Annotated in this window: 14 protein-coding genes, 1 tRNA gene and 1 pseudogene; 3 read left to right on the top strand and 13 right to left on the bottom strand. The window is 64.5% G+C overall.

The window, feature by feature from the left end; genetic code table 11:
• Window positions 1-125: 125 nt before the first annotated feature.
• The 5 genes from ACT3HL_RS02845 to ACT3HL_RS02825 form a co-directional block, all read right to left on the bottom strand.
• Window positions 126-350, bottom strand: a complete 225-nt coding sequence (locus ACT3HL_RS02845; protein WP_445085299.1) for a hypothetical protein — start codon at window positions 348-350, stop codon at window positions 126-128.
• Window positions 351-492: 142 nt separating this feature from the next.
• On the bottom strand, window positions 493-1,026 hold the full coding sequence (locus tag ACT3HL_RS02840; protein WP_445085298.1) for a DUF5815 family protein: 534 nt from the start codon (window positions 1,024-1,026) through the stop codon (window positions 493-495).
• Window positions 1,027-1,087: 61 nt separating this feature from the next.
• Window positions 1,088-1,339, bottom strand: a complete 252-nt coding sequence (locus ACT3HL_RS02835) for a hypothetical protein (RefSeq protein WP_445085297.1) — start codon at window positions 1,337-1,339, stop codon at window positions 1,088-1,090.
• A gap of 91 nt (window positions 1,340-1,430) precedes the next feature.
• Complete coding sequence (locus tag ACT3HL_RS02830; RefSeq protein WP_445085296.1) at window positions 1,431-1,679, bottom strand: hypothetical protein; 249 nt, start codon at window positions 1,677-1,679, stop codon at window positions 1,431-1,433.
• Window positions 1,680-1,819: 140 nt separating this feature from the next.
• Window positions 1,820-3,040 carry a CBS domain-containing protein gene (locus tag ACT3HL_RS02825; RefSeq protein ID WP_445085295.1) on the bottom strand — a complete coding sequence of 407 codons (1,221 nt, stop codon included), beginning with the start codon at window positions 3,038-3,040 and terminating at the stop codon, window positions 1,820-1,822.
• Window positions 3,041-3,159: 119 nt separating this feature from the next.
• On the opposite strand from ACT3HL_RS02825, the gene ACT3HL_RS02820 reads away from it, so the two are divergent.
• The gene (locus ACT3HL_RS02820) at window positions 3,160-3,594 is read left to right on the top strand and encodes a DUF2267 domain-containing protein (protein ID WP_445085294.1); all 435 of its coding nucleotides are present in this window, start codon (window positions 3,160-3,162) and stop codon (window positions 3,592-3,594) included.
• A 481-nt stretch (window positions 3,595-4,075) separates the two neighbouring features.
• On the opposite strand, the gene ACT3HL_RS02815 is transcribed toward ACT3HL_RS02820, so the two are convergent.
• From ACT3HL_RS02815 to ACT3HL_RS02795, 5 genes are all read right to left on the bottom strand, one after another.
• Window positions 4,076-4,360, bottom strand: coding sequence for a type II toxin-antitoxin system RelE family toxin (locus ACT3HL_RS02815; RefSeq protein WP_445085293.1), 285 nt, complete (start codon window positions 4,358-4,360; stop codon window positions 4,076-4,078).
• Window positions 4,353-4,625: a ribbon-helix-helix protein, CopG family gene (locus ACT3HL_RS02810; RefSeq protein WP_445085292.1), complete on the bottom strand. Its 273-nt coding sequence runs from the start codon at window positions 4,623-4,625 to the stop codon at window positions 4,353-4,355. The genes ACT3HL_RS02815 and ACT3HL_RS02810 overlap by 8 nt, the downstream gene beginning before the upstream one ends.
• Window positions 4,626-4,815: 190 nt before the next feature.
• The gene (locus tag ACT3HL_RS02805; RefSeq protein WP_445085291.1) at window positions 4,816-5,850 is read right to left on the bottom strand and encodes a DUF4352 domain-containing protein; all 1,035 of its coding nucleotides are present in this window, start codon (window positions 5,848-5,850) and stop codon (window positions 4,816-4,818) included.
• Between the two features lie 509 nt (window positions 5,851-6,359).
• A tRNA-Ile gene (locus ACT3HL_RS02800) sits at window positions 6,360-6,433 on the bottom strand.
• Between the two features lie 79 nt (window positions 6,434-6,512).
• Complete coding sequence (locus ACT3HL_RS02795) at window positions 6,513-6,998, bottom strand: FxsA family protein (protein WP_445085290.1); 486 nt, start codon at window positions 6,996-6,998, stop codon at window positions 6,513-6,515.
• 127 nt (window positions 6,999-7,125) lie between these two features.
• On the opposite strand from ACT3HL_RS02795, the gene ACT3HL_RS02790 reads away from it, so the two are divergent.
• Together ACT3HL_RS02790 and ACT3HL_RS02785 are read left to right on the top strand one after the other, a co-directional pair.
• Window positions 7,126-8,913: a DUF255 domain-containing protein gene (locus tag ACT3HL_RS02790; RefSeq protein ID WP_445085289.1), complete on the top strand. Its 1,788-nt coding sequence runs from the start codon at window positions 7,126-7,128 to the stop codon at window positions 8,911-8,913.
• Window positions 8,914-8,986: 73 nt separating this feature from the next.
• Window positions 8,987-9,808 (top strand): DUF7436 family protein, encoded by an 822-nt coding sequence (locus ACT3HL_RS02785; RefSeq protein WP_445085288.1) that lies wholly within the window; start codon window positions 8,987-8,989, stop codon window positions 9,806-9,808.
• 46 nt (window positions 9,809-9,854) lie between these two features.
• Here the strand turns inward: ACT3HL_RS02785 and mptA are convergent, their stop codons facing one another.
• The 3 genes and pseudogenes from mptA to ACT3HL_RS02770 all read right to left on the bottom strand — a co-directional run.
• The gene (gene mptA / locus ACT3HL_RS02780; protein WP_445085287.1) at window positions 9,855-10,790 is read right to left on the bottom strand and encodes a GTP cyclohydrolase MptA; all 936 of its coding nucleotides are present in this window, start codon (window positions 10,788-10,790) and stop codon (window positions 9,855-9,857) included.
• A 78-nt stretch (window positions 10,791-10,868) separates the two neighbouring features.
• Window positions 10,869-13,517 carry a PAS domain S-box protein gene (locus ACT3HL_RS02775; protein ID WP_445085286.1) on the bottom strand — a complete coding sequence of 883 codons (2,649 nt, stop codon included), beginning with the start codon at window positions 13,515-13,517 and terminating at the stop codon, window positions 10,869-10,871.
• Between the two features lie 57 nt (window positions 13,518-13,574).
• Window positions 13,575-13,643: pseudogene (locus ACT3HL_RS02770) on the bottom strand (IS6 family transposase); the annotation flags it as partial.

Here is a 13,643-nt window from a genome sequence, read left to right as displayed (position 1 = left end):
CATCGTAATAAGCCCGGCGAAATACTACGAGAAGCGAAATCGGATTTCGAAATTCGTAACGGGTGAGCGCCTCGGACAGAGCGTTTGATAGGGCAAGACCGATCGACACCGCCGACCGACTGACACTACGTCTCGAGGCGGTAGCGGTACGGGCTCCCCTCGACGACGACGATCGAGTCGTCGTGCGCGGCGACTCGCCCGAGGACGGTCGCGACGCGGTGTGCGGTCTCGAAGGCGTCGACGTCGCGTTCGCGCAGGCGCTCGAGAACCTCGCGGGCGGTCAGCGGTTCGTCAGCCGCGGCGAGAACGTCGTGGACCTCCTCATACCCGGGGGGCCGGGTCGCGATCATACCGGGGATACGGGACGGGCGCGGCTTAGCTTTCAGTGCGACAGGCGTCAGACGGCGGCCGGGAACCGACCGCGACACGCGGGGAGCGGGGACGGCCGACCGCAACGTGCGAATAGTGGAGACGAAATGGCGGAAGTGGCACTCACACGTACGCGTCTTCTCTGGAGAGGTCGCGCTCCTCGCGGTACTCGTCGACGAACTCGCTCACGTCGAATTCAAGCATCTGCCGTTCGAACTCCGAGACCGCCGCGTCGTCCTCGGCGTGGCTGACCGCGTGTTCCATCAGTTCAACGACGAGTTCGACGACGATCTCGTGGAGCCGCCGCGAGTCGAAGGCAGTCACCCAGACGATCCCCGCGCCGACGTCGCCGTCGTCGCTGAGGTCCGCGGAGACGACGTCGTTCGGGAACTCCTCGAGGACGATGCCCATCAGGTGCGCCGTCCCGAACTCCGGCATCTCCTCGCTGGTCGTCTCGACCGCCTCACGCAGAACCGCCACGAGGAACTCCGGGAGGAACCGATCCGGCGGGTGGACGTCCATCACCACCGCGTGCGACTCCCCGCAGGGGCACTCGAACTCCCGCATCCCCAGATCGAGCGACCGGACCGACTTCGTCTCGCCACACGGTAGTTCGAGGCTCTCACCGCCTCCACCGGGGACCTGCGGCTGTGTCATACGCGTCGTTCTCGACGACAGCGGTTAAACGTCGCGCTCCGGAAGCGGTGCGGCGGCCGGGTTACCGGCTCGCGGTCGCGTACAGGAGCGGGCCGACGACGAGGAGGGCGAGTCCGAGGAAGAGATACGAGATCGGCACCAGCGACTGCGGCGTCAGGGCGAACAGGAGCCCGAACACGATCGCGTTGAGCGCGAGCAGCTTCTGTGATTTCAGGGGGAGCACGCCCACCGTCGCGACCACGAAGACGAGCAGTAGCGCCTGTCCGATGTGGTACTCGAGCAGGAAACTGTCGACGAGCTGTAGGGGGAGCATCCTTGTCCGGAGTTTCGGCGCGAATCGAGTATTAAAGTTCCGTTCTTGGCGGGAGCGGAGACCGCCGCCGCAACAGCGGTCGAACCGTCGATCAGTCCGGCCCGGTGAGATCCAGGGGCCGGATCCACCCGTACCAGATCGCGACGACCATCCCGCCGTAGCCGAGGATAAAGACGACGGCGCCGAGGTCGTTGTAGCCGAGTTCGCCGAGCAGCCGGCGGACGAGCCCGGACCCGGCGATCCCGACGAACAACAGCGCCGCCAGCAGCAGCTTATCGCGCGTCAACTCGAAGATACGCCCGTCCCCCTCGCGTTCGCTTCGGGTGTCGTCCTCGGCCATCCTCTGGACGATGGGACCGAAGGGGCCTCAGGCTGTCGATACGGATTCGCCGTTCGGATGAGGACTGCTGTCGCCCCGTCCCGGCGGTCGCGCGACCGGGAGTCGCGACCACCGAGAAAGCGTTACGACATCCGCAGCGATCACTCGGCCTCGAGCATCCACCCGAAACGCTTCTCCCAGTACTCCTCATCGCGTGGCTTCTTCGTCCGCCCGTAGGTCTTCCGATCGCGGATCTGCCGCTCGAGGACGTCGCGCGCCTCGTTGATCGCGTGGCTCGCGCCGTAGCCCTCGCCCGAGGCGATGTAGCGGCCGCGGTCGGTGTGCAGGCGGATGCGGGCGAGGAGTAACGGCGTGCCGCGACGCTTCTCGTCGTGTTCGTGCAGGTGGATCCGCGCGTCGAGGACGCTCATCCCGTGGTCTCTGTCGTCGAATTTGTCGATCATCGAGACGATCTCGTCGTAGCTCACATCGTCGATGAGATCGGTTCCGTACACCTGCACGGCCCGGTTGCCGCCGGCCTCCCACGTGAGCGAGTCCAGAACGTCCGTCTTCGTGAGGATCCCGTACGGACGCCCGTTATCCGTGACGACGAGCGAGGAGCCATCGACCTCGAACATCGCTTCGACGGCGTCCTCGAGCGTCGCATCGGGCTGGATCGTTCGCACCGGCGACGCCATCACGTCGCGGACGGGGAGATCGAGGATGCGGGCCAGCTCCCCCTCGCGGGCCCCGAACCCGCCGCCGCGCGAGCGGCCGGCGCTATCGGAGAGGTCGCCACCGAAGGAATCGGTCCCGGTCGCATCCCCGCCCTGACTGCGCTCTTGGCTCCGAACCGTGACGCCAGTCAGATCGTAGAGGCTCAGGATGCCGACCGCCGATCCGCCGTCGACGACCGGGAGGTGCGTGATCCGGTTCTCCCGGAGGACGTGCAGCGCCTCCCCGAACGTCGAGTCGGGATCGACCGCCACGAGGTCCTCGGAGAACGCCTCGGACACGGCCGCCGCGTCGAGGAACGGCTTGACTTTCTCCAGAAGCGCGTCGACGGAGACGACGCCGAACAGGTCGCCCCCCTCGAAGACGGGAAGCACCTGCGAATCGCTGTCGATCATCAGCTGAGCCACCTTTCGGACGTCCTCGTCGGGGGCGAGCCGGGGGACGTGCCACACCAGCGATCCGACCTTCTCGTTCGGCTGGTGGTGCGAAGAGGCGAGCTGTCTCCGCGTGACGATCCCCTCGAACTCGTCGCCGTGGACGACGACGCCCTTCAGCGACGAGTCTTCGAACGCCCCGAGGAGCTTCGAGACGGTGGCATCGGGCGTGAACTCGACGTATTCCGTGGAGACGATATCAGCGATGTCCATACCTGATTTTCGGCGGCGAATCCCAAGTATCCGCCGGTGGTTCCCGGCGATCGGTGTTCCTCCGAGCAGGCGAGATAACCACGGTAATTAATGATATTTGCGACCGAAATACGGGACGTATGGATTTCGACGAGTTCACCAGCACGATCCAGCACCGACTCGAGCTCCCCGGCACCGGCGAGGCGGTGCGGGCGATCAGGGCGACGCTCTCGACGCTGGGGGAGCGACTGCCCGCGGGGCACGCCGCGGATCTCGCCGCGTCGCTGCCGATCGAAATCAAGTGGTACCTGACCGGTGCCGTCCACGAACACGGACAGCGGTTCGACTGGTCGGCGTTTCTCGACCGCGTCAGCGAGATCGAGCAGACGGATCGAGCGGAAGCGGCACACCACTCTCGCATCGTCGTCGACCTCGTGTCGACGATCGTCCCCGACTCGGACTTCCGGCAACTACGCAACGCGCTTCCGGAAGGACAGGACGACGAGAACTGGCGAAAGCTCTTCGAGGTCGTCGACGCCGGAGGCTGGGACGCGGTCGAGGGCGGAGACGCCTGAGACAGACGGGCACGGACAGACAGTTACCGACGAAGATTCCGAGGTCGACGCCGCTCTTCTGCTGTTTCGAGTTCAGAAACGACTCTGTGTTCTGAGTCGCACGAAGTTATAGTAGCGTTTGCAACAGTTTGCACATCCGATCGCACGCAGTCGTGCGATTGAGTGTGCAATGACTTGCAAACGCTACTATAATCAATGACTGTTCGACGACACGGACGATGGATGTACCCCACTGACGAACGGATACTAGAACACTTGGCTGAAACTGCTTTTGCGACACCAAAGAATATCACTAGCGATCCACACTTACAAAAACTAGGTATCGACGATTTGTACATACAGCAGCGGTGCGAGCAGCTGATGGATAGGCAGATGATTGTCCCATTTACGACAATATGTATGAAATCACCTCTGAGGGGTTAGCGTATCTGCGGGGAGATCTTGATGCTGGACACCTTAGACGGTGGCCGCGACGGAAATTCTAATCGTCGTCAGCCTTGTACGCGCCTCTCCGCCGCTCTATCGTGTAGATATCTAAGATCATCTCACCGTAATCACATTCTGCCCCAAGCCGAAACTGGCCGATGCGGAGTTTGGAGTATGGTGCGCCGGTCAATGGTTCCAAATACTCGTCGGGATCGCGCCACTGGTCATGTACAATATCGTCGAGTTTGTCCGTGATCCGATTCTGGGTGTGTTCATCGAGATCGTCATACGTACGCTTCGCTGGCTTTCGGAACTTCCAGCTCCAACTGTCCTCACTCATCTTCGCCTAAGACTTCCTCACGAGAGAACGACTCACTCTCACCCGTCCGGCGAGCGTGTTCCACAGCGGCGATCTCTTTCCAGCTCTCTCGAGTAAGACCGGGATGGCGAACTGCATCGCGAAGCGCGTCACGGATGAACTCGCTTCGGCTGTTGTATCCCTCTTCTCGCCACGTAGCATCAATATCTTCGAGGAACATCTCAGTCACTCGGATATTGATGTTGGTCTTGTCGGGGCCTCCATCGGCTGTATCTGCATTCGACATACGTACGTATTACGTTCTGCGGATAATGAGTGTTCCGACGAGGTAACCTGCGCGACCCCCACGAGGAAGGGCCGCGCAACCTACTAGCAATCACCCATTTAAGTGGAGATATATGGGTGGTTGGATCGGTAGGTAGTTCATTTGAATTTTTAACTCTAATTAGCGTGAAACAACCGTTTGATAGAGGTGCTTATCGAAGTTTCCAAAACGTCTTGTTCCCGCTCGTCCAGAGCGTAAACTCGAAGATCCAATATAACGGTGACGCATCCTTCGGCACGGCGTACGCAACTTTTCCGCGGCGCGTCTCTCCATCGGCAAGCGCACTCCCCTGTTCGTAGTTCCGGTCCAGCTGAGAGGTCGCCATAAGGTCCAACCCGTAACTGAATCCCTTGCCGTCTTTCACAAGCATCTGCAACGCTGTCGAGATCGACTGCTCCTCGCCGGTGTTGTTCGTTGTCGTGATATCGACGATTGCGTATTCCTCGCCCTCCTCGGCTTGGGTAAACTGGCCGACCGAGTCCGTGAACTCAACACTGTTGATAGTGACTTCCGTACCACCGTACTCGACCGTATCCCCGTTTTGGTATGTCTTGATCTGGAGACTCTGACTGAGATTCTGAATCGAGTTCGCACTCGAACTCAGATCTATCTCAACACGGTCGAACTGGAAGAAAGAGACAGATTGGAAGTCGAACTGCATAATTAGCCCCGAAGCATCCTTCGGCACCTCGTAGACAATATCACCGCGAGAAACCTCACCAGGCGCAAGTTGCCCGCCGTCGAATGACTGGCCAGTCAGCGCCAGCGTCTGTTGGTAGGTGTATCCATCGCCATCTTTCAGTCGCGTCTGGAGGAGTCCTGAGAAGTTGATGAACGTATCCTTCGTGTCGTTCTTAATCGCGAGGCGGACGAGTTTGAACTCGTTACCTGAGTCGGCCTCTTGGAACTCGCCCAGTTTCTCGGTTGTTGAAATCTCTCGGACTACCATCGCCATCGAGTCGTCTTTCACGACCTGACCGAGCGAGACCTCTTTAGTCGTTGGACCTTGTGGCGTAGATGAATCCGGTTCCGTCTCGTCCGATGTGCCCGTCGTCAGTGCATCGGTCGAACCACTATTGCCAGAGTCTGACCCCCCCGTGACTTCCTGTGGTTCTTCGCTACTCGTACAGCCAGCGAGTGTGGAAAGCGCTCCCCCTGCGAGAACCAAGTAATGTCGGCGATCCATACATTCCACGGATTCCCGTCAGTAGATAAGGCTATTGATTATTTGTGGCATCTCCGTGAGCAGGTCAATCGTCATTCGGTAGGACGTGTCGAGGTACACCCGGATGAATTCGGTCAATGGGTTCGCCCCGATCGAGGACCGGGACTGAGTGACAGGATTCACAGAAATACAAGGAGGAAGCCCACGACTTCAGTCGTGGGTAACTGACACTCACGATATCGGGTCGAGAGTATGAACACGAGTTGATATATCCCGTTGCACAGGTCCGGCAGTAGTAGTGAACGTACCCGGAGAATGGACGGTCCAGCGTCACCGGCCACACCTCCGAGGACCGGTAGCACTGCTAGTTTCGGCTAACGCTAACCGCCCGACAGCGGGGAGGGTTGGTAAGAAACCAGCCCGTACAAAATGAAATACTGTCGTCTCAGAATCGTTAGAACGACGAAATTGGGTGGCTGGGGAGTTGCAGGCCCCAATTTCATCCGGCCCATAACGGGCCGGAATGTGCATGGGCCAACACGGATTTGAACCGTGGACCTCCCGGTTATCAGCCGAGCGCTCAACCTGACTGAGCTATTGGCCCAGGCGAGCGCATCTATTCGTTGTTCGATGAGTAGTTTAAGGGTTTCCTTTCGCCCCCGTCAACCCCCGCAGTCGCCCGATCAGGGGTTATCCTCGCCCGTCCGGCCGTACTCCTCGGGGTCGAGGTTCACCACGTCGTCGTCGCCCGGAAAGCCGCCGACCCAGACGTTCCCGGAGACGAAGCCGCCGGTCTGTCGGTCGAGGTACGGACGGACGACGTAGCGCTTCAGGAGCGCGCGGATGGGATACCGCGTCACGGGCAGCGCGAGCGCGAACCCGAGGGCGTCGGTGACGATGCCCGGCGTCAGGAGGAACGCCCCCGCGGCGATGAGGAGGCCGCCGTCGAGCAGTTCGTTCGTCGGCAACTCCCCCGTGACGGTCTTTCGCTGGAGTTTCGCGAGCGTGTGTCGACCCTCGGCGCGGACCAAGAGCATTCCGAGCAGGCCGGTGAGAACGACGAGAAGCACGGTCGGGACCAAGCCGATCGTCTGGGCGACCGGCAGCAACAGGAGCGTGTCGGCCAGCGGAACGGCCAAGAGGAGCGCGATGACCCAGCGCGTCTTCATACGGCCCCGTTTGGGGTCGCCGTTCATAGCCCTTGTGTCGCGCTGCCCACCTCCGGTAACGATCGATCGGGGCCGGGGGGACGGAGCACCTCGAAGGGCTTACCCACCGGCGCGCCCGAGAGCGCGTATGACCGACGACCGGACGCACGTCGAGTGGCGCGAGTGGGGCCCCGCGCCCTTCGAGGAGGCGCGCGATGCCGACCGACCGATCCTTCTCGCACTGACCGCGACGTGGTGTGACAGCTGTCACGAGATGGACGCCGAGACGTACGCCGAGCCGCGAATCGCCGCGAACGTCAACGACGGATTCGTGCCGATCCGCGTCGACGTGGACCGACGCCCGCGCGTCCGCGAGCGGTACAATATGGGCGGGTTCCCCTCGACCGTCTTCTGTACGCCCCGCGGGGAGGTCATCACCGGCGCGACCTACCTCGGCCCGGACGGGATGCGACAGGTGCTCGATTCGGTCCGTGAGGTCTGGACAGAGCGCGGCAGCGACGCCGGGCGCGTCCCGCGGGCGCTGGCCGGCGGGCCGACCCCCGGGGGGGAGGTCGACGAGCGGATCGAAGCCCACCTCGCGGGGCAGCTCGACGAGAAGTGGGACCCGCGGTTCGCCGGGTGGGGCGACGGCGCGAAGTTCCCACTCCCGCGGACCATCGAGTTCGCGCTGAAACGGTCGCGAAAGCAGGCGACCGAGACCCTCGGCGTGATCGCCGAGTCGCTGTACGACGGCGATCACGGGGGGTTCTACCGCTACGCCGAGGCCCGCGACTGGACGGACCCGCACCGCGAGAAGGTGCTCGATGCGAACGCCGCGCTCGTCCGGGCGTTCGCGAACGGCTACCTCTACACCGGCGACGAATCGCTGCTCGATCCCGCCCACGGGACGCGCGAGTTCCTCGTCGACCGCCTCTGGAACGGGACGGCCTTCGGCGGGAGCGTCGCGCCCGAGTCGGACGAGGGCGATGATGAAACGGCAGCGCCGCGCCGCGATCTGACCGGGTACGCGGGCGGGAACGCGCTCGCCGCCGACGCGCTCTTGACGCTCGCGGCGTACACCGACGACGAACCGTCGAGAACGTACGCCGAGCGAGTGCTCGCCGCGCTCGCCGACGAGTACCGGTCCGCGGGCGGCTCACGCGCCGCGAGCGAGGCCGGCGCCAGCGAGACCGACGACAGCGAGCCGAGCGGCCGGGACGGCGTCATCGCACACTACGTCGCGCGCGATGGCTCGGAGGCGCCCGAACTGCTCCTCGAAGACCACGCCCGCGTCGTCGCCGCGTTCACCCGCGCCCGCCAAGTGCTCGGCCCCGACGCGCTCGGACGCGGAGACGATCCGCTCGAGGTCGCCCGCGCCGTCGCCGACCGAGCGATCGAGTCGCTTCAGGAGCCGAGCGGCGCGTTCCGCGACGGACCGGACGCGGGCGTCGGCCTCCTCTCGAAGCCGCTTCGGCCGCTCGACGGCAATGTCGAGCTGGCGGAGGCGCTCCTCGACCTCGCTGCGCTGACCGAGGTGGTCGCCGACGGCCGTGCGGGGACTGACAGCCGCGGGGAGACCGACGATCCGACTGATTCTGTCGACGAACACCCCCACGAACGATACGCGGAGGCCGCGCACGCCGCCGTGGCCTCCTTCGCCGGCGCGTGGGACCGGATCGGCGTGCAGGTCGCCGGCTACGGGTCCGCGGCGGCGCGGCTGACGCGGCCGGACCTCGTCGTCGCCGTCGGCGGCGAGGCCGGGACGGACCTCCACCGCGCGGCGCTCCGGGTGGCCGACCACGAGGCGGTCGTGGTTCCCGACGCCCCGGGCGTCGAGGCGGGAACCGCGGTCGTCAGCCGCGGTGCGGAGCGGGCGGCGGCGACCGCTCCGGACGAGTTGCTCGACGCCGTCTCCGGGCTCACCAACGGCGCGTGAGCCGGGGAACGGAGAACTGGGGCAGTGTGTAAACCCCCGGTGTGTTTTTACGCTTCGGATCGCAGATACACGTATGGCTGATCTCAGAGACCTCGGCCTTTCGGAGTACGAGGCGCGAGCGTACCGGTCGTTGCTCCGGACCGGCGCGACAACGGCAAAAGAGTTGTCACGCACGAGCGACGTGCCGATGGGGCGGATCTACGACGTCCTCAACAGCCTCGAACAACACAACCTCGTCAGAAGCCAGGCGGCGAGTCGGCCCAAGAAGTACGTCGCGGTCGAACCCGACGCGGGACTCGACCGGCTGTTGGAGCGGAAGCGACAGGAGCTGCGGGAGAAAGCCGACCAGTACGAGAGCGTCGTCGACGAGCTCACCGACGAACTGGAGACCGCAGCGCCCGTACAGGGGCAGTTCTGGACCGCCGCCGTCGGCACCGAGGAGTCGGCCGACCTCCTCGTCGAACGGCTGGCTGCCGCAGACGAGTCGCTCGTCGTCGTCGCCGGCGCCGTGTCGCCGCAGTTCGACCTCGGGGCCGTGGGCGAACGCGTCGCCGAGGAACTGGAGGCGGCGCTCGACAGGGGCGTCGACGTCTCGGTGCTCATGACCCCGGCCCTCGTCGAGTCGCTCCCGGCGAGCGTCGGCGAGCGCTACACGGAACGGCTGGCGAATCACCCCGCGTTCGCGGTTCGGATCGCCCCCGGCCTCTCGGGGACGTTCGAGCTCATCGACGACGTGGAGGTCTGTATCGAGGTGCCGAATCCGCTCGACCCCGGCGAGGCGTTCGCGATGATCGATCTCAAAGACCCCGACTTCGCCGCGGACGTGCGCGCGATGTTCGATCCGCAGTGGGAGGCCGCCGAAGCGCTCTCGCTGTCGTCGCTGGCGGACGCGTAGCGGACGGGAGCCGATCAGCGCAGAGAGAACGGGCGGGCTCGCGTGACTACAGTTCGTCGCCGTTCAGTTCGGCGCGCAACTGTTCGAGCGTGACTTCGCGCTCGGCGTGGGCGTTGTGCTGGTGGATCGATTCGTCGTTGGACTGTTTCATCCGGACGACCGCGTCGTCCCCGAGGTGATCGAGGTCGTCGACGACCTGCTCGGCCATCGAGCGGACGCAGTCCTCGACGAACTTGGCGTTCGCGTGCGCGTGGTACGTCATATGGTCCTCGTCCGGGCGCTTCGCAAGGTTGTAGATGCGGGCGGACATCGAATCGCGCGCGATCTCGGCGAGGTCCATCAGGTCGACGTCGGGCGAGCCATCGGTCGTCACCGTGAGCGTCGCGTGTCCGCGCTGGGAGTGACCGGGCTGGGGGACCGCCTCGAGGAACGCCTCGATGGTGTCGTCGTCGACGTCGAGGTCGGACATCACCTCGCGGGCGCGGGAGGCGGACATCCCCTGCGAGCAGGGACAGACCGTCATCCCGACGACCTCCGCGCCGATCTCCTCGCGGGTCCCCTCCCCGGTCGCGGTCGCGCTGGCGACGATGGTAATCGTGCTCTGTGTCGGGAGCTCGCTCGCCGGCGTGTCCTCGCGGACGACGAAGTCCGCCGTCATCCGGACCTCGGCGGTCGAGGTGTACTCGTGCTTCTCGAGCAGCCGCTCGGCGGCGTCGCCGCACATGTCCTCGACGCGGTAGGCCGGCTCCGAGACCGCCGCTTCGAGCGTCTCGTCGATGACCTGCATATTCCGGCTCATATCGATCCCCTTGCGACCGCTGGGGAGGTCGACGAACACCTCGAACTCCGCCATCAACACGAGCGGCCGCTTCTCCCCCCGGTCAAGCTTGACGAGTTTGTCGACGCCCGTGACGCCGACCTGACTCAGCCCGACGGTGACGTCGGGCCGGCTTGCCTGTACGTCAGGCAACTGGTGACTCATTGTCACACGGGAGGGACGGCGGTCGATTAACGCTTTCGTTAGGTGGACTTGGGAGGGCCGGCGACCACCGACACCCTGCTACGTGCGCGTTGACTGTCCACCCAGAGGGACGATCAGCGTGACGACGCTCCCGCCGTCCTCGGCGTCCTCGAATCGGACGGTGCCGCCGGCTCGCGTGAGGATCCGCTTCACCAGCCACAGGCCCATCCCGCTGCTGTGCTGTAGCGGTCCGATCGACGCATCCTCAGAGAGCACCGCGCGCTCATCGGCGGGGATTCCCGGTCCGTCGTCGGCGACGCTGATCTCGACGGTTTCGTCGGCGTAGCCCGCCGTGACTCGTATCTGAGGGGAGTCCTTCTCGGCGTGTTCGATCGCGTTCTCGAGCAGTTCGTACACCGCCCGTTCGACCTCGGGGAGCGTCGTCAGTCGGAGCGGCGACTCGATATCGACGCTGATCGTCGCGCGTGGGAAGGCCGCTTCTAGGTCCGCCACCGTCTCACGGACCATCGCTTCGACGTCGAGTCGGGTCGGAGAGGACGGCTGTGTGAGTACCGTAACGATCTCTCGTCCCTTCTCCGCCTGCGTGAGAATCCGTCCTGCGGCGTCTTCGATCGCCTCGGCCATCGCCGCGAGATCGCCCGACGACCGCGTTTTGATCAGTTCCGCCCGTCCCTGAACGATGTTCAGCTCGTTCCGCAGATTGTGCCGCAACAGCCGATCGAGCGCGGCGAGTTGCTGTTCGCGTTCGAGCTGCTCGGTGAGATCTCGCATCGTGCTGACCACCGTCCGGACGCCGTCGCCGTCGGGGTCCTCCAGCGGGTGGTACCGAACGTCGAACGTGCGGTCCGGTTTGTTCTCGCGCGTCCGCGTCATCCGGTACTGAACGGCTTGACCGGCGAAGGCCCGCTCGACGTAGGGTCTGATCGTCTCGAACCGGTCCGGGCCGATCACCGCCGGCAGGGTCTCGCCGGCGAGGTCGTCACCGAGCCCGTGAAATTCCCGGTAGGCTGGGTTCGCAAAGCGGTATCGGTACTCCGAGTCCACGGCGGCGATCAGTTCGTCGAGGCCCTCGATAGCCCGCTCGTACTGCAGGAGCTGCTTTTCGCGCCGCTTCTGCTCGGAGATATCCGTCTGGATCGCGACGTAGGCCTCGATGTCACCGTCTTCGACCAACGGCGCGATCGTCTGATGAGCGACGTACAGCGCCCCGGATCGGCGCCGGTCACGGATCTCTTCTTCCCAGATGGCGCCAGCAGAGATCGTCGACCACAGCCGGTCGTAGTAGTCCGCGGACATCTCGCCGGAGTGCAGAATCCGGGGTGTCTCACCGACCGCTTCCTCGCGATCGTAGCCGGTGATTCGCTCGAACGCCGGGTTGACGTACGTGATCGTCCCCTCGGGATCGGTGATGTAGATCGCGTGGCCGGCCGCCTCGACGGCCCGCTGGAACCGACGGAACTGTTCGTGGCGTGCTTTCGACGCCGTGACGTCCCGCTGGAACCCGACGTAGTTGACGACCTCCCCGTCGTCGTTTCGGACGGGTGCAACCGTTACACGGTTCCAGAACGGCGTTCCGTCCCTGCGGTAGTTCCAGAGTCCGACGGTGATCGGCTCTGCGTCGTCGATCGCCTCGCGGAGTGTTGCGACGGTCTCCGGGTCCGTCTCCTCGCCCTGCAGGAAGCGAGAGTTACGGCTCAGGGTCTCGGACCGCGGATAGCCGGTGATCTCTCCGAACGTGTCGTTGGCGTAAATGAGCGGGTTGTCGGGCTGGGTCGCGTCCGCGATCGTGATCCCGATCGGCGCCTCATCCATCGCCCGGCTCCTGATGTTCTCGGCCGTGTTCGGAATGTCGTCTGTCGTCCGGGCGGGTCCAGAGGTGGCGCCACAGTATGGCGGGTCCGAACGCGATCTCGCCTCCGACGGGGGAACGCCGTGCGTTCGGTTGTCATCGCGGTCGGCAGCGACGAACAACGTCGAGTCCACGCCCGCCCATTCGGTACGTGCCGCGGCGAACTCCACGGGCGTGACGTAGCCGTCGCTCCCGAGGAGGTGGGCCTCGCCGCTGACGAACCACTGCTCGCCGCGCCGCACGGCCGCGAACTGTTCGGCGTGGGGGGCGTCGAGACGGCGGGTGATGAGTCGATCGACCGTCCCCTCGCGATCGGCCACATCGTCGCTTCCCGCTTCGGGCCGATCGATGCCCAGCGAGGCGTGTCCCGCCTCGTTGAGGTAGACGAACCGATCGTCTCGCAGGACAGCGACGGCCTCTTCGGCCGAATCGAAAAGCGCCTCCGCGCGGCCGGTCGGCCCGGCGACACCGCCCCGGGCGCGGTAGTAAGCGACCGCGTCGGCAGCGAGCATAGCCACGCGTTCCCATCGCTCATCGGAGTCAGGGCGATCGAAACAGTCGGTAGCACCGAGCGCGATGGCGCGGGCGGTCTGCGCTGTGTCGAACCCCTCGACGAAGAAAAATACCGGTATCGAGGGTCGTCGCGCACGGACCGCACCGAGAAATGCAACGGCGTCCGCGGTCGCGTGGGGTTGTTCGCAGACGACACACTCGGGTGCTACGTCGTCATCGAGCGCCGCGAGTGCTGCTTCCACTGTGTCGACTGTCGTCACGCCGGCGTCGGCGACAGTCGAGAACCCCCGGGCCACCTCTGCGGCGAACCGTTCTGTGACCGTGACTGCGAGGACGCGAACGTCGGACACGGTCGGCGATTGCATCCGTTCGAAGGGTGTTCCGGATGTAAATATACTTTTGTGACGTTCCTCAGGTCGTGTTTAGTTAGGAGCATTGAGCCAGGCAGCAAATGCTTGGAGCCAATTTTCGGCAGTTTGGGGTTCAACGTG

The organism is Halobellus sp. GM3 (genome assembly GCF_052545375.1).
Note: the sequence above shows the minus strand (reverse complement) of the source record. Positions and strands in the feature narration are given on the sequence as shown.